Origin of the sequence: Amycolatopsis umgeniensis (assembly GCF_014205155.1) — a bacterium.
In the GTDB taxonomy this organism is placed as follows: Bacteria; Actinomycetota; Actinomycetes; order Mycobacteriales; family Pseudonocardiaceae; genus Amycolatopsis; species Amycolatopsis umgeniensis.
This window is the reverse complement of sequence record NZ_JACHMX010000001.1, coordinates 1,537,733-1,563,679: the sequence shown is the minus strand read 5'-3', so window position 1 is coordinate 1,563,679 and position 25,947 is coordinate 1,537,733. Positions and strand designations below refer to the sequence as shown.

Annotated in this window: 24 protein-coding genes; 6 read left to right on the top strand and 18 right to left on the bottom strand. The window is 68.2% G+C overall.

The annotated features are described in order from the left end of the window. Positions 1-10 precede the first annotated feature (10 nt). Positions 11-1,150: a hypothetical protein gene (locus HDA45_RS06720; protein WP_246480640.1), complete on the bottom strand. Its 1,140-nt coding sequence runs from the start codon at positions 1,148-1,150 to the stop codon at positions 11-13. Between the two features lie 338 nt (positions 1,151-1,488). On the opposite strand from HDA45_RS06720, the gene HDA45_RS06715 reads away from it, so the two are divergent. Next, entirely contained in the window at positions 1,489-2,319 is an 831-nt protein-coding gene (locus tag HDA45_RS06715) for an SAM-dependent methyltransferase (protein ID WP_184892887.1), read from the top strand. Here the strand turns inward: HDA45_RS06715 and HDA45_RS06710 are convergent. The 3 genes from HDA45_RS06710 to HDA45_RS06700 form a co-directional block, all read right to left on the bottom strand. After that, on the bottom strand, positions 2,291-3,964 hold the full coding sequence (locus tag HDA45_RS06710) for an MFS transporter (RefSeq protein ID WP_221471034.1): 1,674 nt from the start codon (positions 3,962-3,964) through the stop codon (positions 2,291-2,293). The genes HDA45_RS06715 and HDA45_RS06710 overlap by 29 nt on opposite strands. A gap of 398 nt (positions 3,965-4,362) precedes the next feature. Then, entirely contained in the window at positions 4,363-5,358 is a 996-nt protein-coding gene (locus tag HDA45_RS06705; RefSeq protein WP_184892885.1) for a phage baseplate protein, read from the bottom strand. Between the two features lie 102 nt (positions 5,359-5,460). Continuing rightward, entirely contained in the window at positions 5,461-6,570 is a 1,110-nt protein-coding gene (locus tag HDA45_RS06700; protein WP_184892883.1) for a serine hydrolase domain-containing protein, read from the bottom strand. A gap of 182 nt (positions 6,571-6,752) precedes the next feature. Between HDA45_RS06700 and HDA45_RS06695 the strand changes: the two genes are divergently transcribed. Then, positions 6,753-7,772 carry a cobalamin B12-binding domain-containing protein gene (locus tag HDA45_RS06695; RefSeq protein WP_184892881.1) on the top strand — a complete coding sequence of 340 codons (1,020 nt, stop codon included), beginning with the start codon at positions 6,753-6,755 and terminating at the stop codon, positions 7,770-7,772. A gap of 1 nt (position 7,773) precedes the next feature. Here the strand turns inward: HDA45_RS06695 and HDA45_RS06690 are convergent, their stop codons facing one another. Beyond that, the gene (locus HDA45_RS06690; RefSeq protein ID WP_184892879.1) at positions 7,774-8,478 is read right to left on the bottom strand and encodes a VanZ family protein; all 705 of its coding nucleotides are present in this window, start codon (positions 8,476-8,478) and stop codon (positions 7,774-7,776) included. 220 nt (positions 8,479-8,698) lie between these two features. On the opposite strand from HDA45_RS06690, the gene HDA45_RS06685 reads away from it, so the two are divergent. Beyond that, the gene (locus tag HDA45_RS06685; protein WP_184892877.1) at positions 8,699-9,466 is read left to right on the top strand and encodes a class I SAM-dependent methyltransferase; all 768 of its coding nucleotides are present in this window, start codon (positions 8,699-8,701) and stop codon (positions 9,464-9,466) included. A 10-nt stretch (positions 9,467-9,476) separates the two neighbouring features. On the opposite strand, the gene HDA45_RS06680 is transcribed toward HDA45_RS06685, so the two are convergent. Beyond that, positions 9,477-10,430, bottom strand: coding sequence for an NsdA family TPR-like regulatory protein (locus tag HDA45_RS06680; RefSeq protein WP_184892875.1), 954 nt, complete (start codon positions 10,428-10,430; stop codon positions 9,477-9,479). A 98-nt stretch (positions 10,431-10,528) separates the two neighbouring features. Between HDA45_RS06680 and HDA45_RS06675 the strand changes: the two genes are divergently transcribed. Both HDA45_RS06675 and HDA45_RS06670 read left to right on the top strand, forming a co-directional pair. Further along, positions 10,529-11,077: an alcohol dehydrogenase catalytic domain-containing protein gene (locus HDA45_RS06675; RefSeq protein WP_343072004.1), complete on the top strand. Its 549-nt coding sequence runs from the start codon at positions 10,529-10,531 to the stop codon at positions 11,075-11,077. A 243-nt stretch (positions 11,078-11,320) separates the two neighbouring features. Further along, on the top strand, positions 11,321-11,512 hold the full coding sequence (locus HDA45_RS06670; protein WP_184892873.1) for an ANTAR domain-containing protein: 192 nt from the start codon (positions 11,321-11,323) through the stop codon (positions 11,510-11,512). Positions 11,513-11,552: 40 nt separating this feature from the next. Here the strand turns inward: HDA45_RS06670 and HDA45_RS06665 are convergent, their stop codons facing one another. The 8 genes from HDA45_RS06665 to HDA45_RS06630 form a co-directional block, all read right to left on the bottom strand. Then, positions 11,553-12,827, bottom strand: a complete 1,275-nt coding sequence (locus HDA45_RS06665; protein ID WP_184892871.1) for a CynX/NimT family MFS transporter — start codon at positions 12,825-12,827, stop codon at positions 11,553-11,555. A gap of 70 nt (positions 12,828-12,897) precedes the next feature. Then, entirely contained in the window at positions 12,898-13,245 is a 348-nt protein-coding gene (locus HDA45_RS06660; protein ID WP_184892869.1) for a VOC family protein, read from the bottom strand. 47 nt (positions 13,246-13,292) lie between these two features. Continuing rightward, complete coding sequence (locus tag HDA45_RS06655; protein ID WP_184892867.1) at positions 13,293-14,528, bottom strand: DUF6596 domain-containing protein; 1,236 nt, start codon at positions 14,526-14,528, stop codon at positions 13,293-13,295. After that, on the bottom strand, positions 14,525-14,848 hold the full coding sequence (locus tag HDA45_RS06650) for a YciI family protein (RefSeq protein WP_184892866.1): 324 nt from the start codon (positions 14,846-14,848) through the stop codon (positions 14,525-14,527). Before HDA45_RS06650 ends, HDA45_RS06655 begins: the two co-directional genes overlap by 4 nt. Before the next feature lie 45 nt (positions 14,849-14,893). Continuing rightward, positions 14,894-15,523 (bottom strand): dihydrofolate reductase family protein, encoded by a 630-nt coding sequence (locus HDA45_RS06645; protein ID WP_184892864.1) that lies wholly within the window; start codon positions 15,521-15,523, stop codon positions 14,894-14,896. Positions 15,524-15,797: 274 nt separating this feature from the next. Beyond that, entirely contained in the window at positions 15,798-16,559 is a 762-nt protein-coding gene (locus HDA45_RS06640; RefSeq protein WP_184892862.1) for a TetR family transcriptional regulator, read from the bottom strand. A 181-nt stretch (positions 16,560-16,740) separates the two neighbouring features. Next, the gene (locus HDA45_RS06635) at positions 16,741-16,899 is read right to left on the bottom strand and encodes a hypothetical protein (RefSeq protein WP_184892860.1); all 159 of its coding nucleotides are present in this window, start codon (positions 16,897-16,899) and stop codon (positions 16,741-16,743) included. A gap of 4 nt (positions 16,900-16,903) precedes the next feature. Beyond that, positions 16,904-19,897, bottom strand: coding sequence for an AfsR/SARP family transcriptional regulator (locus HDA45_RS06630; protein WP_246480639.1), 2,994 nt, complete (start codon positions 19,895-19,897; stop codon positions 16,904-16,906). A 139-nt stretch (positions 19,898-20,036) separates the two neighbouring features. Between HDA45_RS06630 and HDA45_RS06625 the strand changes: the two genes are divergently transcribed. Beyond that, positions 20,037-20,342 (top strand): hypothetical protein, encoded by a 306-nt coding sequence (locus HDA45_RS06625; RefSeq protein WP_184892858.1) that lies wholly within the window; start codon positions 20,037-20,039, stop codon positions 20,340-20,342. A 73-nt stretch (positions 20,343-20,415) separates the two neighbouring features. Here HDA45_RS06625 and HDA45_RS06620 read toward each other — a convergent pair whose 3' ends face one another. From HDA45_RS06620 to HDA45_RS06605, 4 genes are all read right to left on the bottom strand, one after another. Further along, a complete protein-coding gene (locus HDA45_RS06620; protein ID WP_246480637.1) occupies positions 20,416-21,633 on the bottom strand; it encodes a lipase family protein in 1,218 nt (405 codons plus the stop codon). A 242-nt stretch (positions 21,634-21,875) separates the two neighbouring features. Further along, positions 21,876-22,628 carry an alpha/beta fold hydrolase gene (locus HDA45_RS06615; protein ID WP_184892854.1) on the bottom strand — a complete coding sequence of 251 codons (753 nt, stop codon included), beginning with the start codon at positions 22,626-22,628 and terminating at the stop codon, positions 21,876-21,878. A gap of 63 nt (positions 22,629-22,691) precedes the next feature. Next, entirely contained in the window at positions 22,692-24,941 is a 2,250-nt protein-coding gene (locus HDA45_RS06610) for a PQQ-dependent sugar dehydrogenase (RefSeq protein WP_184905369.1), read from the bottom strand. Between the two features lie 239 nt (positions 24,942-25,180). Next, the gene (locus HDA45_RS06605) at positions 25,181-25,942 is read right to left on the bottom strand and encodes a choice-of-anchor P family protein (protein WP_184892852.1); all 762 of its coding nucleotides are present in this window, start codon (positions 25,940-25,942) and stop codon (positions 25,181-25,183) included. Positions 25,943-25,947 lie beyond the last annotated feature (5 nt).

Here is a 25,947-nt window from a genome sequence, read left to right as displayed (position 1 = left end):
CGTCTTCAGCTCAGTACTCGAAGAGCTCCTCGTTGTGCGCCACGCGTGGGGGCCACGGGTTGTGGTACCGGGCGCACTCCTCGATGGGATGTCCGTGGAACAGGCCGTAGTTGACGTGGTCGGGCGGGAACTCCTCGGTGGAGATGTAGTCGAGGATCAGATACGGCCAGACCTCCGCGTCGACCTCGTCGAAGGATTCGTGCACCGTCCGCGCGTCACTGGTGACGTCCGTGGGCACGAGGACGTCGGTGTGATAGACGGCGGAATAGCGCGTCGGGTCGAAGTTGTCCGGAATGTAGTGCGGTCGCTTGCGTTCCGCCACCTCGTGGTGGCCGTCGGCGCTCTCGTTGTGCCAGCTCGCGCTGGGCACGTGCGGGCATCCGATGCCGCCGTTGCCGATCGACCGGAACGCCGTCTCGCGGACGAACTCGGTCGCCGCCTCGAACGAGTCCTGCAGTCCCCGTTTGGACAGTGAGTTGGCGTAGTGGCCGGGAGAGTTCATCGAGAACATCAGCCCACCGGGCAGGCGCCGATCGTGGTTGACCGTGCGGTGAGCGCCGGAGTAGAAGATGTTGCAGCCTGCCTTGAACACGGTCAGCACCCCGTCGGAACGGCGGAACGGGACCGCTTCGGTGTAGATCACGTCCCGTTCGATGGGCGCGTGTTCGACCAGGTAGAGATTCGACAGCTCAACGCAGACGTCGACGAGTTCCTTGCCCGGCTTGGCGTAGGCGAGGTGCCTGCTGTTGACCATGATCAGGAATCCGCTGCTCTCGCCGCGTTCGGCACGGTCCTTCCATGCGCGGCGTTCTCGCTGGATCTTCGCCGCGACGTGATCACGTCCCGCGTCGAGGTCCTCTTCGCTGATCCAGCACATGTTGGCGCCGAGCCCCTTGGGGCCGTCGGAGCCCTGCATCGCCAGGCGTCCGAACAGGCACGGCTGCTTCTGGCCGAGCCACTTGAACAGCGTGGCGCGTTTGTCCATTTCGGACACCTCGGGTGCCAGAAGTGTCTCGTGTGCCAGTGAGATGTCGTCGCCGAGATCGACATCCGGGCTCATCTGCGGGAGCTGGGCGATCACCTCCCGCAAGGACCGGTTGGCCGACGGCACTTCTCGTGTGCCGGCCAAGGTCGCCATCAGACTTGTCATGGTGAATCCATCCTCTCGTCGCCTCGGTGTTCAACCGGCGGGCCCCGCATCAGGGGACTACATCACCTGATGGACACCGTAGTGAACAAATACGTCACTCGCTGACGTGGATACGACAGGCAATTTCTTAGTGATACCGCCAGTAGAGTGGAGTGCCCTGGGTGAAAACGTCGGCATCGGACACCGGCATCGCGAGGCGAATTCGGCTCCACAGCACGGAAAACTCAGGTGACAAAGGGTGAGCGACCACTCTCCGGAGCCGCGAGACTTGACAGGGTCAGGCATGGTGGAGTCATCGTCTACAGCCGATTCCCAGCAGGATGCGGAGGAGCTTCACCATGATCACCGAAACCACCTCGCAGAAAGCTCAGGCTTATTACGAGCAGGCCGAGGCCATGTACGTCAGCCTGTACGGGCCGAACTTCCACCATGGATACTGGCCGCTTCCCGACGACGGCACGACCTACGAACAGGCGCTGGAGAACCTGACCGACCAGATCATCGACAGGGTCGTCGCGGGCCCGGGGGACCGGGTGCTCGACGTCGGTTGTGGTATCGGCGGACCGGCGATCCGGCTCGCCAGCAGGACGGGCGCGAACGTGGTCGGTATCTCGAACGTCGCCACGCAGATCGAGCGAGCCAGTGCCAGGGCAAGCTCCGAGAACATGGCCGAACAGGTCAGGTTCGAGCAGGCCGACGCGCTGGAGTTGCCCTTCCCTGACGAGTCTTTCGACGCGGCCATCGCCATCGAGTCGCTGATCCACATGGACCGCGGACCGGCGTTGAGCGAGATCGCGCGCGTTCTCCGCCCCGGCGGCGTCCTCACCGCGGCCGACTTCTGCCTCAACGCCGTCGTCACCCCCGAACGCCAGCAGGTGCTCGACCGGTATCGCGATCTCGATTCGCTCAGCCCGTTCCACCGGTTCGACGAGTTCCCGCCGATGCTCCGCCGCGCCGGTTTGGAGCCCCTCGAACTCCTCGATGCCAGCACGCACGTCGAGAAGTCCGTCAAGATGTGGTGGGAGCGCACCGAAGCCGACCTCGAAAACCTGACGAACCACTACGGCAAGCAGGAGTTGACGGACTTCATCGGCCTCTTCGACGACGTCATCAACCACGGTGGACCCGAGTACCTGATCTTCACCGCCCGCAAGCCCCTTCGTCCGTAGGTCCACTGTGGACGAAGTGCCGCGGCTCGGCACCGGCCGGACGCGCGCCGGCCGGGTGCCGGAGCCGAGGATCGTGTTCCGGCGCCGCGTGTCGTACCCGCGCTGAGCCGGCCTGGTCGCGTATCGGCTCCTTCTTCTTTCCGTTGCCGGGCAAGGTGAACAGCAGCACGGCCGCGCCGAGGAGTGCGATGACCGCGATCCAGCCCGCGCCGACGTGCATGGCATGGACGAACGCATCGTCGGCGGCCTGCGCAAGCGCGGGCCGGTCGACAGCGGTGGCGACATGGCGGGCCTGTTCGGCGGAAACCCGCGCCTGGTCCCGCACCGGATCCGGTACGCCCTCCAGCGAAGGCTCGATCGCACGCCGGTACACGATCGACATGATCGAGCCGCCCACCGCGATTCCGAGCACGCTGCCGGTCTGCCGCACGGTGTTGGTGACGGCCGAGCCCGCCCCGGCCTGATCCAGCGGCAGATCGCTGATCAAGGCGGCCGTGACGGGGCCGATCACCATGCCGATCGAGAGACCCTGGACCAGCAACAGGATCTCGATCCAGACGAGTGGGGTCTGCAGCCCGAGGAAGCCGTACCCGCCCATGGTCAGCGCGGCCACGGTCAGCGCCGGCACGGTGACGAGTCGCAGTGAAAGGCGGCGAACCAGGCGCGAGGCAAGTGGCGCCCCCGCGACCGCGCCGACCGCGGTCGGGATAGTGGCCAAACCCGCCTCCATCGGCGAAAACCCGAGCGCGCCCTGCAGGTAGAACGCGTTGTAGAAGGTGATGGCGGCCACGCCGAACAGCAACAAGCCGAGCGCCACGTTGCCGCCGCCGAAGGCGCGTTGCGCGAGCAGCCGCGGATCGAAGCTGGGCGCCTTGGCCCGCACTTCGACGAGTACGAAAACGGCCAGCAGAACCAGGCCGACGACGATCGGCGCCCAGACATCGGTACGACTCCACGCGGTCACCTGTCCCGCCCGGATCAGCCCGTACGCCAATGCCACGAGCCCGCTGATCGACAGCGCCATCCCCGCGGGGTCGAGTGGCCGCCGGGTGGGGCTGCGGAAATTCGGGACCAGCATCGTGAGCCCGGCCAACGCCGCCACCGCGACCGGGACATTGATCAGGAAGACCGAGCCCCACCGGAAATGATCGAGCAGGAACCCCGCCAGCACCGGGCCCGCGGCCATGCCGACACCGGCCGACGTCGAGAAGATACCGATCGCGGCGGCCCGCGCGGGGCCGGTGAAGGTCCACATGAGGATGGCCAACATGGCGGGCGTGATCAACGCGCTGCCCACCCCCATCGCGGCCCGAGCCGCGATCAGCTGGCCCGCATCGCTCGCGTACGCCGCCCACAGCGAAGACGCGGCGAAGATCACCAGCCCGCCGGAAAACACTGTCCGGTGGCCGAACCGATCGCCCAAGGCGCCCGCGGTGAACATCAACGTGGCGAAGGCCAGGGTGTACGAACCGGTCGCCCACTGGAGCTCGCCGGGATCGGCGCCCAGGCCGCGGACCGGGTCCGCGAGGGTCTCCAGGGTGGTACTCAGGACGGTATTGTCGAGCCAAATCAGCAGCGAACACACCATGAGAACGGCAAGAATCAACCGCTGCCTGAATTTCGGCAGCGTGGGGTGCTGGGTCATGAACACCTTCGGATATCGATCGGCGAGAGCCTGAACGACTGAAAGATAAGCAAACCCCACGGCCCTGTCAAGCTCGGAATTTCTTTTCATAACTGTTGCGGGTGAACCGAATTCATGCCCGGCTGCGGATTTGCTTTTCGAATAATCGTATGCCCTCGGGGATTTGCGATTCGAAGGATTTCATGCCCTCCGGCCTGCCGTCGCGCCGAAAATCGGTGAGGTCGGCCCGCGCCGTCATCGAGCGGCTTCGGGTGTCGCGAAAGCCACTTTCGAGACATCAGACGTCCCGAAAGTGGCTTTCGCGACACGACGGTGGCGGTGAGATGCGAGGCCCCCGCACCGACACCTGGAACCACGGGGCCGAGGTTGCGAACGCCACGCCCCCCGCCCGCGAGTCATCAGTCGATGAGCACGTTCTTGTAGAACAGGTTCGCGTAGCGGTTGATGTTCCCCATGCTGCTGCGCGACCCGAAACCCAAGTACAACCGAGTCTCTCCGGCCAGGCTGCGGTAGATCCCGAGGCCCTCCGGCTCACGGAACACCAGGGACTCGCCCGCCTTGGTCAGCGCGCGGCTCTTCACCTTGCCGGTGTTCATGTCGATGCACGTGACGTAGGAGTTGATGTCGGCGGGGTTCTCGTGGCCCGTACCGTCCAATGTGTACAGATACTGACCGTAGATGGTGTAGCCCTGGAAGGTCACCGGCCCGTCGGCCAGCGCGGGCTGCGCGAAGTGCGCCAGCGGAGCGCTGAAGTCACCGGCGGCGGCGGACGCGAGCGGGTACACGCTGATGAACATCTTGCCGCCTTCCTTGCGGCGTACCGCGATCCGCTTGTTGACCGGATCGGTGGCACAGGTGATCGTGTCGCTGCCGGTGAGGAACTTCTTCACCGACGGCGTACCACCGTTGACGAACTTGAACCGGGCCAGCGCCGTCCCGCGACCGTCGCCGGTGGGTCCGTCCGAGTCGCATTCCATCCAGATGTAGGAGTCGGCGCCCACCGGTTCGACGCCGATCGACACCCCGTGCCCGGCGTTGTTGAGATGCATCGAGCCCTGGATCTCGCCGGAGAAGTTGACCTGGGTGACGCACAGGTCGTCCCCGGTCCCGCCGTTGCGGGCGTTCACGATGAAGATGCGCACGTTCTGGTTGTCGAAGGCGAAGCCCTGCATCACATGGTGCGATTCGTGCAGGATCTTGCTGCGGAACTCGTCGTAGGACGGCTTCGTGAGGTCGAAACGCTGGGACACCGGCATCGCGGCCGAAGCCGGTCCGGCGAACACCGCGCCGGTGCCGAGCAGCGCCGTCGTCGCGGCGAGACCACCACCCGCGCGCAGCAGCGAACGCCGGGAGAACGGGGACCGGACGGGGTCCGGGGGCATCTGCTCGGACATGGGCACTCGCCTTCGTCGAATTTCACGGTCCGACCGAAAATTCTTCAAGCTCGTACAAGATCCGTACAAATCCCCGGCCCCCGCCAACGGTCTTCGAAGACGTCAGCAGAAGACTTCGGTGAGCAGTTTGCGGAACCCCTCGTTGGGGTCGCCCTCGGTCGGCGCGCTCGTGACCGACAGCTCGAGCCGCTTCTTGGTGTCCGGCGTGGTCAGCAGCTGCGAGGAGTAGCCGGGGATGCCACCGCCGTGGCCCCACACCTTGCTGCCGCACGGCAGGGTCTGCACCTGCAGGCCGAGGCCGTAGTCGGGGCTGACCGCCGTGGTCCTGCTGATCTCCTGCTGTTGCGCGGGCTTGAGCAGCTTGCCGCTCGCCAGCGCCACGCCGAACGTGTCCAGGTCACGGGTCGTGGAGATCATCTCGCCCGCGGCCCAGGCGACCGACGGGTTGATGCGGGTGATGTCGTTCGGCTTGCCGGCCACGGTCACGTAGCCGTGGGCGTGAGGGCCTCTGATGTCGACGTTGTCGCCGGGGATCTCGGTGTCGTCGAGGCGCAACGGCTTCAGGATCCGGTGCTCGACGGCTTTCTCGTATGGCCTGCCCGTCAGCTTCTCGACCAGCAGGCCCGCGACCACGTAGTTGGTGTTGGAGTAGCTCCACCGGGTGCCGGGGTCGAAGTCGAGCGGCTTGTCGGTGGAGATCTTGAGCAACTCCTGGGGCGTCCAGTGTTTGTAGCGGATCTGCTCGAACTGGTCCGGGTCGAGCGGCAACGCGTTGGTGTAGTCGTAGAGGCCGCTGGTGTGCTGCAGGATCTGGCGCACCGTGATGCGGTTGTCGATCAGACCGGGCAGGTAACGGACGACAGGCGTGTCCAGGACGACCTTGCCTTCGCCGGAGAGCTGCAGCAGCACTGTCGAAACGAAGGTCTTGGTGATGCTGCCGACGCGGAACCGGCCGTTCTCCGGCACCGGGCGGTTCGAACCCAGTTCCGCCTTGCCGGAGCGCGCGGTGAACCGCTGGTGGCCGTCGGTCACCCTGGCTTGCACGCCGAGCGATCCGCCGCTCGCGATGATCTGGTCCAGCGCCTCCTGGACGACCTTGCGGTCTGCGCCGGTGTCGGCGAGCGCCGTGCCCGTGGTGGCGATCAGTCCGGCCGCGGTGAGCACGGCCACCAGCCGGATCTTCGTCCAAGGCCGCAGCAAAGTCTTTCGCATGATCGGAAAACTCCCCTCGAAACCCGAAGGCTCTCCCCCAACGGCGGTCCGCCGCCGGTGCAACCGACGCTAGCGTCAGGTGATCACCCCCATCAGTACCGGAAATCACAACCACTCGAACAGAGCAGGGCGGCCGGTGTCGCCGTTGACGGGATGACCCGGAGGCGGTAGTCCGTGGATACATGGCCGACGCCGGGACGCGAAGATCGATGGACGCGCTGCTGCGGGCCTCGGTCGCGGGGGACGAGCCCGCCGCGAGGCAAGCCGCGCTCGCGAGCTTCGACTCTGGGCTGGACACCGAGACGGTTCTGCTCGAGGTCGTCGGCGGGGTGCAGCGGGAGATCGGTGATCTCTGGGCCACCAACCGGCTCACCGTCGCCCAGGAGCATGTGGCCACCGCGATCAACGAGCGGGTGATCGTCGCGCTGGGGACCGCCGGCCATCGTCCCCGGCCGCATCTGCCCCGCGTCACGGTGGCGTGCGTCGACGGGGATTGGCACGTGATGGCGGCCCGGTTGCTGGCCGAAGTGCTGGTGTTGCGCGGCTTTCGGGTCGACTATCTCGGCGGGCAGGTACCCGTCCCGTATCTGCTCGCCCACCTGCGGAGCACCGGACCGGAGGTGGTGGCGCTGTCCGGGTCTCTCGCGCCTCGCCTGCCGGCCGCGCATGAGGCCATCAGGGCCTGTCGGAGTGCCGGTGCCGCCGTGGTGATCGGCGGCAGTGCCTTCGGCCCCGGAGGACGCTACGCGCCGATGCTGGGCGCGGACCTGTGGGCGCCGGGTCCGCGGGAGGCCGCGGTCGAACTGGAACGGGGTTTCCCGGCCGTTCGCCGGCCGATCGAGGATCTGCCCGGCCCGGGGGAACAGGAATACGCTCTCGTGACCCGGTCCCATCCACGGCTGGTGCGCTCGATGCGGGCCGTATTCGAAACCGGTCCACGCGGCCATCGTGATCGCGACTGGTTCCTCGACAGCCTCGCGAAACTCGTCGACTTCCTCGGCGCCGCGGTCTATGTCGACGATTCCAGGGTGTTTTCCGACCATCTGGACTGGCTCGGCGCATTCCTTTCGGCCAGGGGCATCACCGAAGGATTTCTGGGTCCGATCCTCGCCGCGCTGGACACCGAACTCCGGGAATTTCCCCGCGCGCTCCGGATCCTGTCGCAGGCACGGTCGGCGGCGTCCGGCCCGCGGATGGAGTGAGCTATGCCGCCATGGACGCTCTCGCGGACACCACGAGCGTGCCGCCGTGTGACTCCGAGAGCGTGATTTCGAGGGTGGCGCCGTCCGCCAGCGGTGGGAGGTCATGCAGCAGTGCGCGGCCGATGAGGTGGCGCCCGCCTCCGGTGATCCGCTGGACCTCGACGTCGGAGCGGCGCCACAGCGCGACGCGGGCGGGCGCAGGCGTGGGTTCCCGCCACCGGAATCGGCTGAGCCGCGCACCGAGAGCGGCGCCCGCGGTGTTGAACACGATGTCGTCGAAGGTGCCGACGCGACCGTCGTCGAACAGGACCTGGAGGCATTCGATCGCGCCGGAAAGCGAAAGCGCGAGCAGGGCGACGCGGGGGATCGACCGTGCCCCGGCGAACCGCAGGGGCAGGAGGATCGCGAGCGGGATCAGCAGTGCCACGTTGCCCACGGCCTGGAACAGCGCGACGTCGCTGTGGAGCGTCGGGCCGACGTCCGCCAGCGGGTTCAGGTTCATCGGCGGGCTATGCCAGTTTCCCGGCGGCGGAAGGAAAACGACGAGCAATACCGCGGAAAGCGCGGTCAACAACGCGAAGTCGAGAGCGGTGACGAGGAGGGTCTGCGTTCGCCGGTGGACGAGTCGGAGAAGGCCCGCGCCCGTCGCCGACGCGATCAGCGCGGATGGTGCGGCATCGCAGAAAGCGCGCCACAACCAGCCCATGTCCGCTCCTTTCTTCGGCGCCTTTCTCCGGATCGTGGCAGGGCGGGGAAATCTCGACAACCCGAGCGGCTATTGTCGGTGAATAACTACCATGTGAGTGCGCATTTTCTTCGAAGGTGCTGTCATGGGTATGCCAGGGTCCCGTCGGGGCGTGCGGACGCGAGACACGGTGGGCCGATACGGTTGGCGGGCTGGCTCGCTGAAGACGCAGGGGTGACGGATGAGCGAAACGCTGGACGAGACTGTCGCGGGCGTCATGGCGGGAGTGAGCACCACGATCGCCGACGGCGACAGCATGTTCGCCGGCAACAACACCGAGCATTACCTGAGCGTCTCCAGGGACGCGTTGCGTGCGGTGCTCGCCGCGTTGCAGGTGACCGGGCGGCCGGAACCCAAGCGGGTCTTGGACTTCGGGTGTGGGTACGGGCGGGTGATGCGTTCGCTGCGCGCCGCCTTCCCGGCGGCCGAGCTGATCGCGTGCGACATGGACCCGGCCGCGCTGGCCAGTTGTGCCGAGGCGTTCGGCGCGCGGGCGGTCATCGGTGCTGCGGATGTCGACGACATCGAGCAGGTCACCGAGGTGGACCTGCTCTGGTGCGGTTCCGTGCTCACCCATCTCGACGCCCCGAATTGGGGCCCGCTGCTGCGCTACTTCTCGCGCGCGCTCGCTCCCGGCGGTGTCGCCGTGGTCACCACGCACGGCCGCCGGATGGCGATACGCGCCGAGGCGGGCGCGGACTACGGACTGGACGCGCGCGCCACCGACCGGATGCTCGCCGCGTACAAGGCCTGCGGTTTCGGCTACAACGACTACGCGGGCAACGACGGGTACGGCATCTCGCTCAGCTCGCCGGGCTGGGCGGTGCAACGCGCGCTGGAGGCGCCCGACCTGCGGCTCGCCGGGTACGACGAGGCCGCTTGGGATCGCCATCAGGATGTGATGGTGCTGGTCAAGGACGCCAACGCGACGCTGAAGGATCAGCGCTGAAGGATCATGCCTACGCGGCCGCGTGGAGGTCCGCGATCCTGTCGGCGAGGTCGCGTGCGTCGGCGTCGGCTCGGCGCAGTTCGGCTTGTGCCCAGAGCGGGCGCAGCCGGTCCGTGAGGCGGGTGGAGTTCAGGCTCGCCGCACCGGCCAGCGCCGCGTCGGCCACCTCCGCGGCGTGGTCGGCGTCGCCGTCGATGAGGTGGCTCGTGGCCAGCATCGTGAGACAGAACGCTTTGCTGCGCGCCATGGCGGAGGGGTAGGAAGCGACCACGTCGGTCAATTCGAGGATCGCCGCCTCGGCGAAGCCGGGATCCGCGGTGGTGGCGAGTTCGTTGTGCACCGTCCCGGCCATCGCCACGAGATCGGTTTCGGTGAAGAACGCCACATAGGGTGGAACGGTGACCAGGTCGGCTTTCTCGAACGCCGCGTAGGCCCGGCTCAGCCACAGGCCGGCCTGCCTGCTTTCACCGAGTTGCGCCCACGCCCAGGCCATGTTCGCGCGCAGCACGCTCAGCATCAGCGAAGAGCCGCCGGACATCGCGGCGTACTCACCGCGCCGGAACGCGCCGAGCGCCTGCCGGGATCGGCCGTGGTGCAGGAACACCCGGCCCTTGCGGTAGCAGATGTTCGAGACCAGCACGTCGTCGTCACCGGCGCGGGCCAGCTCGAGCGCCCGGTCGAACATGGTGTGCGCGAGATCGGCGTGGCCGGAGTCGAAAGCCGTCCACCCCGCCAGATTCGTCAGGTCCGCCAGCGCGGTGCACAACCGCCGCTTCACGGAATCGCCGCAGTCCCGAGCGAGCAGGCGCGAAGACCACACCTGATGGGCCGCGACGGAAACCGAGCATCCGCCACCGCCGTGGCGGTAGTCCAGCGCGCGGAACCGCTTGGTCCTCGCCTCGACCTTCCGGACGTCATCGAGTCCGATACGAGCGGAGTTCATCGTGGCGGGCTCGTCCTGCATGACGCTCACCTCAAGGTTCGAGCGGCTCCGCTCGGGTTTCGCTCCACCATGCCGTATCCCGCGCGTCGGCTTCGAGAGTCGAAAGTCCCCTCGGACCAGTGAAAACAGACCAATCGCCGTCCGGTGCCCGACGCGCCGGTTCGCGGTTTGCCCGCCGCCGCGAGACCGTGGTGAGCGGACAGAGGAGGGACGATCGTGATGAACTTGCCGACGGAGATGTACGCCTGGAAGGTCATACGGCCGGGTCCGATGGCTTCGGGACCGCTCGAGTGGGGGTGTGCCGGACGGATCTGCACGTCGCGGAAGGGGATCTGCCGGTTCATCGGCCAGGAGTGACGCCGGGGCACGAAGTCGTCGGAGAGGTGCTCGCCTTGGGCGACGGTGTCGTCGATTTCCTCGTGGGGGACAGGGTGGGGATCGCTTGGCTCCGGGAGACCTGCGGCAACTGCCGGTTCTGCCGTCGTGGTCGCGAAAACCTGTGCCCGGGCTCCCGCTACACCGGATGGGACGCCGATGGCGGTTACGCCGAATTGGCCGTCGTTCCGGCCGCCTACGCGCTTCCGCTCCCGACGGGCTACACCGATGACGAGCCGGCGCCGCTGCTGTGCGCCGGACTGATCGGCTACCACGCGCTGGAGCAGTGCTGAAGCGGCGCCGCCAACGGCGTCCTTTATGGACAATCTGTCTGGACCTCTTTGGACGGTTCGAAGTCCTCCTCGTGGGAAGTGGGTCAATTTTGTTCGCCTGAACGAAAATTGTCCGTAATCACCGGTATGGGTACTACACAAGCAGGGGGAGATTTCATAGGGTTCGGCTGCTCGGGTCGTGCGTACCGGGTCGGCCGAAGCTTCTGTGATGCCGCTGTACGGCTCGGAACCACGAGGACTGTGATGGCAAGCGTAGATCTCGACGACGCGGAGTGGCGTGCCCGGCTGTGGCGCGAAATGGCGATCGTCGAACAGGCGAAGGGTGCTCTGATGGAGCGCCAAGAGATCGATGATAACGCCGCGGTGGGACTGTTGGCCTTATGTGCCGAGCAGGGTGGCGTCGATATCGTGGAAGCGGCCGCGCGACTGAAGTGAGCGCCGTTCTGTCCTATTCGGAAAGAATGGGTGAAGAACATCAGCTACGCGATGACCGGGCGAATGCGGTTTCGGAACCGTTCGCGCGCGGTGGCGTACGCCCTGCGGACCGGGGTGTTCTGAGTACGGATCGGACATGACGGTCCCGTCCGGCGCCGTAACCGGCGACGGCCATCGCCGAGCTCAGCCCGATCAGCACGAGGAGAGCGGGAGTCCAACTGCCCGTCGTGTCGTGGAGGACCCCCAGGAGAAGCGGTCCGGCCGCGGCGACGAGATAGCCGACGGACTGCGCCATCCCCGCCAGTGCGGTGGTTTCGCTCGCGCCGGTGGCGCGCTGGCTTTGGAAGCTCAGGGCGAGTACGAGGCAGACACCGGTGCCCAGCCCGAGAAGGGTGCACGCCACGACGGTGAGAGCGGGAAGGAAGAGCAGGACCGCGAAGCCGGTGGCGACGGTCGCCGAAGCCGCGGCGGCGAGGAAGCGCTGGTCGTGGCGGCCCCGGGTGAGCAACGGCAGCACCATTCCGGTGAGCAGCGCGACGACCTGGTAGTAGAACAGCATCCAGCCCGCGGCCGTGGTGCTCACACCCTGGGTGCCGAGGATGCTGGGCAGCCAGGCGATGGCGGTGTAGAAGCCGAGGGATTGCAGGCCCATGAAGAAGGACACCTGCCACGCCAGCCAAGACCTCCACGGGGTCCGGGCGTGTGTCCCGCCGGACCGTACGCCACTGTCCCGTCGGTCCTCGCGGAGCCGGGGCAGCCATCCGGCGAGGGCGGCGAGCGCGACGATCGCTCCCCAGGCCAGTGCGGAATGCCAGGTTCCCGGCAAGACCTTGGCCAGCGGCACGGAAATCCCGGACGACAGAGCGGCCACCAGCCCCATGACGGTGACGTAGAGCGCGCTGACGGTGTGCACCCGGTCGGCGGGGACGTGGACGCGGATCACCGTGGGCAGCAGGACATTGCCCACCGCGATCGCCACCGAGAGCAGCACCGTGCCGGCGAACAGGCAGGCGATCGAAGGGAGGGAACGGATCACCGTGCCGAGCACCAGTACCGCGAGGGCGGCCACGACGAGGCGAGTGGTGCCGGTCCGATGCGAGACACGGCCGACGAACGGCGACGTCACGGCGAACATCAGCAGGGGCACGGTGTTCAGCACGCCGCCCGCCGACGCGGTCAACCCGGTGTCGGCCTCGATGGCGGGCACCAGCGTGCCCACCCCGGTCAACGTCGCGCGCAGATTGGCCGCCAGCAACAGGATGGCGATGAGGACGCCCGCGGAAAGGGCGGGCGTGGTGGTGGCGGTGCGCTTCATAAGGACACCCTAACACCGAATGTCAGACATTTGGCGTGACCTGGGCAACGCCGAGGCCGAGCGAAAGACGTCACTGTCCGTAGATCACGACCACGTTGCCCCACGGGTCGCGTGCCACGGCGCGGACCTCGTGCGGGCCACGCTCCGGCTGCCGGAGCACGGACCCGCCGTTCTCCACGATGGCGGCTACCGCCGCGGCCACGTCGGGGACTTTGAACGACGCCGCGGGCACGCCGCCGGTGACGTCCTCGGCGGGACCGGCGAGCGCCAGTGTGGTGCCGCCCGCGTCGAGAGCGGCATAGCGGTCCCCGTCCACGAACTTCGTGGCCAGGCCGAGAGCGGCGGAGTAGAACCGTACGGCGGCGTCGACATCCGCCACCGGGTGCAGCACGTTCCCGATCCTCGCGTTTTCGCTCATGGGGCGACCGTAGCCGCGTCCTTCCCCGCCGTCGAGGTGATCGCGCGCTACCTCAACTGGTCGCGGCGCCGTGTCAGATACGCGGTCTCCGCGGTGTTTCCCGCCAGGGCAAGGGCTTTGTCGTAGGCCTCGCGCGATTCCCGGCTACGGCCGAGCCGTCGCAACAGGTCGGCGCGGGTGGCGTGGTATGGGTGATAGCCGTCCAGCTTGTGCTCGAGGCGGTCGACGGCCGCCAGCGCGACCTCCGGGCCGTCGAGCTCGGCGACCGCGATGGCCCGGTTGAGGGCGATGACCGGCGAGGGCTCGAGACGCACGAGCTGGTCGTAGAGGGCGAGGACCTGCGACCAGTCGGTGTCGCGCATGTCGCGGGCCGAGGTGTGCACGGCGTTGATCGCGGCGAGGATCTGGTAGCGGCCCGGAGCCACCCCGGCGGCGGCAGCGGCGAGACGTTCGCGCACCAGCCGGTGACCTTCGGCGATCAGCGCCGTGTCCCAGGCGCCACGGTCCTGTTCGTCGAGGGCGACCAGTTCGCCGACCGCGGAGACCCGGGCGGGGCGGCGAGCCTCGGTGAGGAGCATCAGCGCCAGGAGCCCGGCCACCTCACCGTTGTCCGGGAGGAGGGCGCGGATCAGGCGGGTGAGCCGGATCGCCTCGGCTGTCAGGTCGTGGCGGAGGGGATCGGTGTCGGCGCCGGTGGCCAGGTAGCCCTCGTTGAACACGAGGAAAAGAGCGGTGAGCACACTGGAGACACGGGCCGGGAGATCCTCGGCGGAGGGCACGCGATAGGGGATGCGTGCCGCTTTGATCTTGGCCTTCGCGCGGGTGATCCGTTGTCCCATGGCACTTTCGGCCACCAGGAAGGCGCGGGCGATCTCGGGAACGGTCAGCCCGCCGACCATTCGCAGCGTCAACGCCACGCGGGCTTCCACCGCCAGGGCCGGGTGACAGCAGGTGAAGATCAGCCGGAGCCTGTCGTCGTCGATGGCGCCGAGAGGCTCGGGCGGGTCGTCGTCGTACACCATCCGAGCCTCCTTCTGTTTGTCGTCGCGTTTGTTCTCACGCCGGAGCCGGTCGATGGCCTTGCGGTTGGCGGTCGTGGTCAGCCAGGCGCCCGGGTTGGGGGGAATGCCGTCCGCCGGCCACCGCTCGACGGCGGTCACGAAGGCCTCGGCGGCCGCTTCCTCGGCGATGTCGAGATCGCCGAAGCGTCTGGTCAGGGCGGCGACCACCCGGGCCCATTCCTCGTGGTGAGCCTGGGTGATCGCCGCTTCGGTGTCGCTCACTGGAATGGCCGGACCTCGATCTTGCGATCGCAGACCTTCGACGCCTCGGCGGCGAGTGCGAGCGCCACGTCCAGATCGGGGGCCTCCCACACCCAGACGCCGGCGAGGTACTCCTTCGACTCCAGGAAAGGCCCGTCGGTGACCATCGCCTCCTCGCCCCGGCTGTCGACGACGGTCGCGGTGTCGGGCGCGGCGAGGCCACCGGCGAAAACCCAGTGGCCTTCGGCGATCAGCCGTTCGTTGAACGCGCTGATCGCGGGCTGCCGGTCCGTGCTGCCGGGGGTGATCTTGTCGTCGATCACGGAAACCAGATATCGCATCCGAGGATCATCTCCTGTGCTGTCAAGACAAAGGGGGAGTTCTGGTCAGGCGTTTCCGGCCGGCGCGTACCGCGGGCGCCCGGCGGGCCGGTAGACCTGGATCGTCACGCCCTTCGAGTCGGTGCGCGACTCGATCAGGTCGAGTGCGAGATCCGGGCCGGTCTCCGGGAACAACCGCGTGCCCTGGCCGACGATCACCGGGACCACGAGCAGTGTCATCTCGTCGACCAGGCCGTTCTCCAGCAGCCACCGGATCAAGGTGCCGCTGCCGTGCACCTGCAGCTCACCGCCCGGTTTCGCCTTCAGGTCCGCGATGGCGGCCGCGAGGTCACCGGAAAGGACGGTGGTGCCCGACCACGCCGGATCGGCGAGCTTCGTCGACGCCACGTACTTGGGCCGCGCGTTCAACGCCCGCTGGACGGGCTCCCAGCCGGGGAAATCCTGGGCCGTCAAGGAGCCCCAAGACCCGGCGAACAGCTCGTAGGTCCGACGGCCGAACAGGAACGCGTCGGCGCGCTCGTAGGTCCGGTTGATGAACTCCACGGTCTCGTGGTCGCCCTTCCCCCGTGCCCATCCGCCGCGCTCGAATCCGTTCCTGCGGTCCTCGTCCGACGCGCCGCCGTTTCCCTGCACGACTCCGTCGACGGTGACCTGGGTGATGGTCGTCAGCTTCATGATCGCGGTTCCCTTGCCTCGGCGCCGCCCCTCACGGGCGGCCTCACCCCTGCTACGAACGCCATCGCCCCGATCCGACACCGACTCCGAAACTTTTTCTATCGAGGGGTGTCCTGTCGGGGCAGGTCCGTGAAGGCCTCCTTCCCTACGCTCAAGGTAGGGAAGGAGGCCTTCACGGACATCCGGTGGCCTCAGGCGCATCAGCAGTCGCAGCGAGGCCGCGTGAAGGCCCCCTTCCCTCGATAAGCTCACGCCCTTCGAATGACACTGAGTGTCAGTGCGAGTGGGGTGCCTGCCGTCCGTCGCCGCGGTTCAGGGCCGCGGTGACCTGGGCGATGACCTCGGGCAAGGGGGCCGCCGTGCTCAATACGGCGACCACGGTGGACTCCTGGCCGGACGCGGTGGGCCCGCCGGTGCGGAACGCGTCGATGACCAGCGTGAACGCCTCGTCCGCGCCCGCCGCGATGTCGTCCTCGCCGCCGCTGCGCAACCAGCGGCGCAGCACGTGGTTGTTGGCCGCCGCGATCGCCGCGGCGGCCACCGCCGCGCGCAACGCCGCCATCGGGTCGCCCCGGTCCTCGAACCGGCCCTGGAGATAGCGGGCGAGGACACGCTGGTAGCGGTCGACGGTCGCGACTTCCTTGTCCCGCAGAGAAGGCACCGTGCGAGTCAAGGTGAAGCGCTTGAGAGAGCCGTCGATGTCGGCGGCGTACGAATCGAGCACCAGCCGCACCGCGGCACAGGCCACCTCCACCGGCTCGCACGCGGGATCCGCGGTGGCGAAGACCTCTTCCATCTCCGCCACGATCTCGTCGTGGTTGGCGAAGAGAACGTCGTCCTTCGCGTCGAAGTACCGGAAGAACGTGCGGCGGCCGACCCCCGCCGCGGCGGCGATCTCGTCCACGGTGGTGGCTTCGTATCCGTGGGTCACGAACAGGTCCACGGCCGCGACGGCGAGCGAACGGCGCAGCTGCCGCCGACCGGCCGGGGTCGCCCCGACCCGGGTGGCCGGCGCTCGTCGTGACGGATCCGTCATGGCCGGGACGTTAGCAGTCCTGCTTGCTAATGACACTGAGTGCCGTTACGGTGAGAGGTACTCCACACCGCATCCCCCTCCCCGCCGAGTGGAAGGCGTCGACGATGACCCTCGACCAGCAGATACAGCCAAGCGAGTCCTCCGCGCTGCGGGAATCGGCCGCTGACGACTTCGCGGCCTACTACGGCAGGCTCTTCGGCTGGTCGGTGAAATGGCTGGGATCGCGGCCCTTTCTGGTTCTGGAGAACGGGATCTGCGCGGTGACGGTCCCCAGGCTCAGCGCCGGACCGGTTCTCGACGGCCTCACCGCCACCGGCTGCGACGGGCCCGCTTTCGTCATCCCGTCACGGCTCGGTCCGCGCGTGGCGATGCTCGCCGAGACGGACGGTCTCGTTCCTCCCCGCAGCGCTCTGCCCAAGGACGTCGAGGTGATCGCCGGGGGCGCGCTCCTTCCACTGCCGATCGGCACCCGGCGCCCGGACGTCGCGCTGGAATGGCTCACGGCTCCCGACCCCCGGCAACGGTGGCTGCCCAGTCTGGGGGCCGTCCTCGCCGGTATCGACGCCAGGTTCTGACCCGGGCTTCAGCGGACCGAGTTCGGCGAGCCGGCGCCGGACCCGCTCCGCGTCGGTGGTCCGCCCTTTGGCCCGGAACAGGTCCAGGACCTGGTGCCATGCTTCGCTGGCTCGATCGAGGTCTCCGAGCGCGTAGTGGGTCCGGGCGAGATGTTCCACGATGCGGGTTTCTTCGTTGACGTCACCGAGTTCGCGCAAGAGCGCGCGGGATCGCCGGTAGTAGTCGAGGGCGCGAGTGTGACGGCCGGTGTGGTGGGCCAGCGCGCCCAGGGCGCCGAGTGTGTTGGCTTCGCCTTCGCGGTCTCGGTGAAGGCGTTGAAGGGTCAGCGCCGAGTGGCAGCTGGCGTGAGCCCTGCGGTAGTGCCCCAGATCGGTCGCGAGCCTGCCGACCAGGGTGAACGCTCCGGCCTCGCCGATCGGGTTTTCGAGAGCCCGGAACAGGTGCTGGGCGCGTTCGGCGTGCTCGAGCCCTTCGCGATGGCTCCCTCCTAGTTCACCGGCGATGGCGAGGGCGAGATGAGTGAAGCCTTCGCCTTCGCGGTCACCGATGTGCTCGGCAAGAGCCAGGGCTCGATGTAGATGCGCCGACGCGTCACCGTGCCGGCCCGCCCAGGCGTAGGCCTGCCCCAGGATCCGGTGGACGAGAACATGGGTGGCGGGCTCGTCGAGGTGGTGCGCCGCGGCCAGACCGGCCTGCCAGGCGGTCAGGTCGTCGTGCTGATGCCCTCTCCGGTAGTGGAACGTGGTCAAGGTCCACGCCAGCTGCCATACGGACTCATACCGGCCAAGGGCCGACGCCAGCTGCTGGGCCGCCAGCAGATTCGGCTGCTCCGCGGTGAACCAGTCCAGCGCGGTGCTTTCGTCGTGAAGCGGGTGGGGGCGGCAGCCCGGTGGCGGACCGGCGGGCTCGATCGGCGGACGATAGGGGCGCAAGAGCCGGTCGCCGGTGTGGGCCGTGTGCAAGTAGAAACCGAGCAGACGGTTCTCTGCTTCATGCCGGCTGGATACGGACTCCTCGGCGAGGGCCGTGGCGTGCGCGTGATGCCGGAGCAGGTCGTGGAATCGGTATCGGCCGGGTGAGGGTTGCTGGAGCAGGTGGACATCCACCAGGTCTTCCAGCAGCCGGTCCGCCGTGTCCTCATCGGTCGCTGTCAGGGAAGCGGCGGCACGGGAGTCGATGTCGGGGCCGGGGTGCAGGCCCAAGAGCCGGAACACGCGTCGCTGTTCGGCGGTGAGACTGGTGTACGACAGGGTGAAGGCGGCCGCGACGTTGCGGTCCCCGGCGGTGAACTCGGTGAGCCGCCGATGTCCTTCCCCGAGGCGGGTCGCGAGATGGGTGATCGCCCACGCCGGGCGGGTGCGCAACCGGCCGGCGGCGATGCGGATGGCCAAGGGCAGATGTCCGGCGAGGCGAACCACATCGGTGACGGCGTCGGGGTCTTCACCGGTGCGATCGGCGCCCACGATCTTGGTGAACAACGCCGTCGCGTCCGGGGGCGGCAGCTCGTCCAGCGACGTGACGTGAGCCGGTTCGAGGTCGGTGAGCCGTCGCCTGCTGGTGATCAGCACCAGGCAGCCCGGGGCGCCCGGGAGCAGGGGCCGGATCTGCGCGGCGTCGGCGGCGTTGTCCAGCACCACCAGTGCTCTGCGGCCTGCCAGCTCCGCCCGCCACAACGCGGCGCGTGCGTCCACTGTGGACGGTATCCGTTCGCCGGGAATCCCGAGAGAGCGCAGCAACGTGTCCAGGGCGGCCGCGGGCTCGATGGGTTCCTGGCCCTCGGTGTGGGCCCGGAGGTCGATGAACAGCTGCGCGTCGGGATAACGGTCGGCGAGCCGGTGGGCGACGTGGATCGCGAACGCCGTCTTTCCCACGCCCGCCATCCCGTCGATGGCCTCGATCGCCACGGCTCTTTGCCGTGTGCCGTCGAGCACGGCCGACAGCTCCCGCATCTCGTCCGCGCGGCCGGTGAAGTCGGTGATGTCGCCAGGGAGTTCGTTGCGGCCGACGCGTCGCGGCGCAGGGGCAGGGGCGGCCTCGTCGCGCAGGAGGCGCTGGTGCAGTTGCCGCAGTTCCCGGCCGGGGTCGACGCCGAATTCGTCGGCCAGGCGACGTTTCGTGTCCCAGAAAACCTGAAAGGCCTCTGCCTGACGGCCGCTCTGGTGCAAGGCGAGCATGAGCCGGCAAGCGACCCGCTCATTCCAGGGATACCTGGCGGCATAGGTGGCCAGATCCGGAATCAGCCCGCTGTGGTCGCCCAGTTCCAGGTGCAGGTCGACACGGTCGAGTTCGGTCACGAGCCGTTCCCGGTTCAGCGCTTCACGGGTCGTGGCGAGCCAAGGATTGTCCAGCTGCGCGAAGGCGTCCCCGCGCCACAACCCCACCGCTCGGTCCAGCAGCACCACCGCGCGATCGGCGCCGAGCCCCCGGGCCTCCGCGGTGAGCCGGCGGAACCGGTGCAGATCCACCGCTTCGGGGTCGAGGGTGAGGACGTATCCGCCCGCCCTCCTGACGATGCCGACCTCGCCCCCGGCGGGTGCGAAGACCTGACGCAGCCGGGTCAGATAGCTCGACAGAGTGCCGCGGGCCCGTGACGGTGGTCGATCGGCCCACACCCGGTCGATCAGCTGATCGGTCGAGACGACTTGGTTGGCGTCGATCAGCAGTGCCAGCAACACGTACAACTGGCGGGAATGACCGGCGTCGACCCGCCGGCCACCGATACGGACCTCGACGTCCCCGAGCACCCGGAATTCCACGGTCATAGCCGCCCCCACCCTGTCGACCGTCTCCACGATTACCGGTCCGGAGCAGGGAATTCAAGAGATCTTCAAACATCGTCCACGGGTGGCCGAGCACCGTGGTCGGTGAAGGAACAGCGAAAACAACCGGAAAGAGGAAAGAATGCACGCTTTCGCCAAGGCGGGCCGGTACGGTGCTGTCGGATTCGCCGTCGTCGGGGCACTGATGGGCTCGACCGCCGCGTCGTCGGCGGCGGAGCCGGTCGTCGCGGCGGTGCCCGGACCGGACACCGTCGAGGTGGGGTGGCCCTTCGACACGTGCGACCCGCACGACTATCTCCTCAAACGAGGTGTGTTCGAGAGAAACTGGCTGTTCGTCTTCGACCACTGGGACGGGGCCAACTTCTACAAGGTCCGTGACACGGCGGGCGACGTGGTCGGCAACGGATGGGCCAGCTGCCACCCCTGATCACCGGCCTGAAGGTGACGACGGGGCGGCTTTCCGTCCCGTCGTCACCCGCTCGTCGAAGCGGTTCGAGTGATCAGAACCGGCCGCAGTTGCCGGTGCCGGCCTGACCGTTGAACACACTCCGCAGCCAGGCCGCGGCGTCAGCGGACGCGGTGGGCATGCCCAGCGCGTGCGAGAAGAAGGGCGAGAAGGAAGCCAGGTCCTTCCACTGGACGTTGGCGCCCTTGTCACACCAGTCCTTGGCCATCTGCTTGCCCACCGCGGCGGGGATCACGTCGTCCGTCGGGCTCTGCTGGACCATCGTCGGCATGGCGGGTTTGAGGGTGCCGATCCTGTTCTCGGCGATGATCGCGTCGAACGGCGGTTGCGTCAGGTACGACGAAACCGGCTGCCCGTTCTTGGTCAGCGAGCTCGTCTGCTTGAACATGAACCTGAAGACGGCGTCCAGTGTGCAGGTCTGCCGGGCCTGCAGGAACAGTTCGGCGCCTGCCGGGTTCGCCAAGCCGACCAGGTTGGCCTCGGGGTAGGCCTGGTTGATCCCGACCAGCGCGTAGCCGAGGAACCCGGCGTACATCCCGCCGTCCAGCGACTTGGCCAGGACGGCCTTGTCGGCGGGCGGTGCGCCTGAGTAGACGCCCTTCACGTTCAGCTCGGGTGCGTAGGTCGAAGCCAGTTCCGCGGCGGCCGCGGCGGCACTGCCGCCCTCGGAATAGCCCGCGACGCCCACCGGGCCGTTCGACGGCAGCCCGGTCCCGGGCAGCCGCTGAGCCGCGCGGATCACGTCGAGTACGGTGTGCGCCTCGGAAAGCCGGTTCACATAAGGGTGATCGCCACTGCCCTCGACCCAGGGGCCGAGGTAGTCGGTCTGCGCCACGGCGAATCCGGCGCCCAGCAGCGCGTCGACGAAACCGCCCTGGAATCCGGAAACCAGGTCGCGTGCTCCCTCGCCAGCCAAGGTCTTCGAGGGTGCGCATTGCGCGCCCATGCCGAAAGTGAACGGGGCGTACGCCACGACGGGCCGTTCACCCGGACCGTTCCATGGCGTGGTCGGCACCAAGACCGTTCCGCTGACGGCGACCTGCTTGTCCTTGTTGTCCCGGGACAGGTACTGGATCCGGGTGGCTTTGGCGCCGTTGTAGGTCGAGGGCTGGGACTTGACCACATCGCCGTTCTGTCCCGAGGGCAACGGCGAAGCCGAGGTGTAGACGGAGGCGTCGTCGGCGCTCGCCGTCGACGCGCTCACGGTCAGGGTCGTTGTCGCGATCAGCGTCGCGCTCAAGGCGACGGTCATGCCACGACGAAAGGAAAAAGGCATGCGGGAACTCCACATCGAGTCGGAACGTGAGGTCGGCTGACCAGCTGCCTGACTGCGATGGCCTGTCGCAGAAAGCGCGGGGATCGTGTCCCGCGCCCTGCGAAAAATAGAAACGGTTCCGTCGCGGACTGTCAACAGACGAAGACCGGCCGGCCGCTCAGCTGTCAATGAGTGGCGACCGGCCGTCTTGTTTTCTGTCAGGTGTATTCAGGGAACGCTTACCGGTTGTCCAAATCGGCGTAGAAGTCGTTCAGCGCGGCTGCGCCCCGTTTCGGGTCTTGCATCATCCACCAATGCCCGAGGCCCTCCAGGACCACTTCTTTGGCGGCCAACCTTTCCGCGGCGCGATGGACGAATTCGGGCCCTCCGACGTACAGGTCTTCCGTCGCGTTGATGACCAGCCCCGGTTTGCGTTGCTCCCGGGGGAGGTCGATACCCCAATCGATGGCAGACAGATCCGGCGCCGAGCGGTACAGGGCCAGGATGCACCGCCCCATGGCGACACTGTCCGCGCTCGCCGTCGCCTCCGCCGCCTTGGCCGTCATCCCGAGCGCGACCATGCCCGACACCAGTTCTTCGAACGGCGTGCCGAACATCTGCTCGATCGCGGCTTCCCCGGCACCGGGTGTCTGCCAGGTTCGCGCGAGGTCGTGCCAGACGTAGTCCGGGTCGGTGCAGCCCGACACGTCGTTGCACCAGGAGCGGACGAGGTCCGGCCGGGTGCCGGCGACCCGCTGCACATGGCAGCCGCCCCAGTCGTGGCCGACCAGATCGATCGGCCCCTCGATCCGCTCGAGTTCGGCGACGAGCCAGCGGAAGTACTCGTCCGCGGTCGCGCCGAACCCGTCCGGAACCGCCGCGCCGAACCCGGGCGGTGAAAGCGTGATCACATCGGTCCTGTCGAGTTCGTGGCTCAGCGGCTCCCAGATCGCGGCCGTTTCGGGAACTCCGTGGACGAAGACGACAGGCATGGTGACTCCGATGAACGTCGGGGCGCTGGCTGATCACGCCATCTTGGCACGGAAGGCGACGCCTCAGCAGGGCTGCAACAGCCAGCAGAGCCGGTACTTCGCCTGGTAAGTCGTCGGGGTGCCCGGCGCGACGATGTTCTGCGTCCGCGCGCCACCGTGTGCCCAGCCGGTGAAGGCGTACTTCAGGTTGAGCGGCGGAAGGTTCTGCGGGCTGTCCGCGCTGATCGAGTTGGTGGATCCGGCGATCACCGTCCGGGAGAACGGCGTGCGCTGCTGGGTCCCGCCGACGGTGAGCATCGCCTGATTCGGGCTGGAGGCGAAGTTCAAGGACACCGTCTTCGGCTGCAGGTCGACGGTTTTGGCGCCGGTGCGGCCACTCGAGTCGGTCGCGGTGAGGGTCAACTGCAGATACGACGGATACTCGTGGTCCGGTGCGACGAACGAGCCGGAAGCGACCCCGGGGAAGTCCTGGACGTTGTGCGTATGGCAGGTGCCGTTGGCCGCGCAATGCCGGATCGCGAGCCGCCAGGAAAGCGCCGACGGCGGGAGCTGGCCGTCCTGGGCGTCGACAGCGCGGCCTGCGAACGTCACGGTCTCACCGACCGACCAGGTCAGCGCGCCGGTCGGACTGTCGATGACCGGCACCGGATCGAGGCCCACCGGGTTCCCGACGGTCACCCGCACGGTCGTGGTCGCGCTCGCGCCGTGGGAATCCGTGACCCGCAGGCCGGCGTCGACGGCGGCGGCCGTGGTGTAGGTCCAGGCCGGGCTGGAGGCCGACGAGTCGTCGTACGCGCCGTCGGCGTCGAGGTCCCAGGCGTAGGACAAGGTGTCCCCGGCGTCCGGATCGGTGGAGCCGGTGCCGTCGAACTGGACGCTCAGCGGCGCCGGGCCGCTCGACGGGTTCGCGGTGGCCACGGCGACCGGCGGCCGGTTGGTGCCGCCGGGGCGGCTCACGCGGTGGAGTTCGCCGCTGCCCAACGCGACGTAGAACAGGTCGCCACCCGGGCCCGTGAGTACCTGCACCGGAATGTTGACGCCTGTCACGAAGGGCACCAGACGGCTCGCGCTCGGCTGGCCGCCGACGGTCTGCATGGCCCAGATACAGCCCCGGGAGGAGTCGGAGAAGAACAGCGCGCCGGAGTACTCGGCGGGGTAGTTGCTCCCCGCTTCGAAGGCGATGCCGCTGATCGAAGAACCTCCGGTGGGGCAAGGATCACCCGCCACCACCTTGGCGTTGTGGTTGTAGGCGTAGAACGGCGCGGACTGCCCGCCCGAGCTGTACAGGGACTCGCACCGGTCGAGGTTCGCGCCGTCGTAGCCCGCCTGCCTGGCGTTGCCCTCGAAACAGGGCCAGCCGAAGTTCTCCGCCACGCCGTCGCCGACGTCGGCGACGCGGTTGATCTCCTCCCAGGTGTCCCAGCCGACGTCGCCCGCCCACAGCTCACTGGTGCCCGGACGGAAGCCGAACCGGAACTGATTCCGTGCGCCGTAGGCGATCACGCGCCGGGCGTTGGCGTCGGCGCTGCTCGCGAAGGGGTTGCCGGGGACGCCTTCGCCGGTGTCGGGGTCGATGCGCAACAACGTGCCGTTGAGCAGCACCGGCTGCCCGGCGGGACGCCGAGGTGACTGCGAACGCAGCGCGCCGCCTTCGGCCGTCGGCGGCGCGAGGTTCGTCCCGGCGGGCGAGGGCGGGTCGGCGCACGGGTTCTCGACCTGGCCGTAGTCGGCGAAGTTGAAGCTGGCGCCGTCGCCGCCGCCCGCGTACAGGGCGCCGTCCGGGCCGAAGGCGAGTGCGCCGACAGAGTGGCTGGGGAACTGCTGGCACCAGCCGGTGACCAGCGGCTTTTCGCTGACGGCCGTACCCGCCGGGCCCATGGTCAGCTGCGAGACGCGGCCGGTGACGACGCAACCCTTGGCGGTGGCTCCCGGCGGGGTCGGGCAGGCGTCACCCCAGCGCGGCGAAGTGCCGCCGGGCACCGCGTCGAACGTGTAGGAGACGTAGACGTACGGCCTGGTGGGGAAGGCGGGGTCGACGGCCAGCCCGAGCAGGCCGCGGTCCCAGAAATCCTGGGTCTGCGGGCGAAGGTCGGCGAAGACCGTCGGCGTCGTGTCCGTGAGTGAGTCGAAGACCTTGACCAGGCCGCTCTTCTCCGCGATGAACACCCGGCCGTCCGGCGCGAACGCGGTGGACGTCGGCGAGCTGAGCCCGCCGATCGCCACCGTGTCGGTGAAACCGGCGGGCACCGCGGCTTCGGCGGGCGCCACGGTGACGACCGCGACCGCGAGGGCGCCGACGAGCGGCCCGACCACGCCCACCGCCAGCGCGCGGCGTGATCTTCGCGGGAACAGTGCTTTTCTCGAGAACAGCGGACGACGAGTACCCATCACACGAACTCCTCCTGCGCAGGGACCGGAAAGAACGCGGCAGCTGTCCCGTATGGCGTGAGAAGCCCGAAAGTTGTTACGGCTCTACGAAAATTGCGCACAAAACGCTAAAGAACGTCGTCGCTGGAAGGGCCCCGGGGCCCTTCCAGCGAGCGAGGGGGAGATCAGCCCGTGACGTCGAGGTGGGCCTTGACCGGGGTGGGCGTGGGGGCCTTGCCGTCGGCGGTGGGCTTGTCGCCCGCCGGCCTGGTCGTGGCCGAGGTCGCCGGGGCGCTCGGCTTGGTGCTGGACGGCTTCCCGGTGCTCGGCTTCCCGGTGGGCGGCTCGGTGGTCGAACCGCCGCCGTCACCCGCGGCGCAGGTCACCGAGGCGAGGTCGAGCGTCTGGACACCGTCGACGCTGATCGACAGCGCGGTGACGGTGATCGAGCCGTCCTTGTGCTCGACCTGCTTGTTCAGCGTGACCGAGGCCAGTCCCTGGACGCCGACGGCGGTGTTCGGCGCGGCGGCGACGTCGAGCTTGACGCCACCGATGTTCGCCTTGGCGAGCGACGAACTCCCCTTGCCGCCCTTGCACTGCGCCTGGATGGCCGATGCGCTGACCAGTGGTTTTCCCTGCAGGCCGGTGATCCCGCCGAGGTTCACGGTGACGTCCTTGATGCTGGCCTTGGCCGCGCTCTCGCCCGCCTGGGCGTTGAGCAGGGTGAGCTTGACGAGCTGCAGCGGCAGGGAGAACTCCGCGAGCGACTTCTGCCGGAAGCCGTCCGAGCCGTCGACCGCGGGGACCGGGTCGATCTTCAGCAGGCCGGAGGCCGACAGGGCGAACGCCGAGCTGCCGTGGCCGGTGGCCGACGCCGCGGGGGCGACGACCGTGAGCGCCACCGCGCTGAGGGCGATGCCGCCGACGAGAACTTTTCTGGTGAACAAAGCGC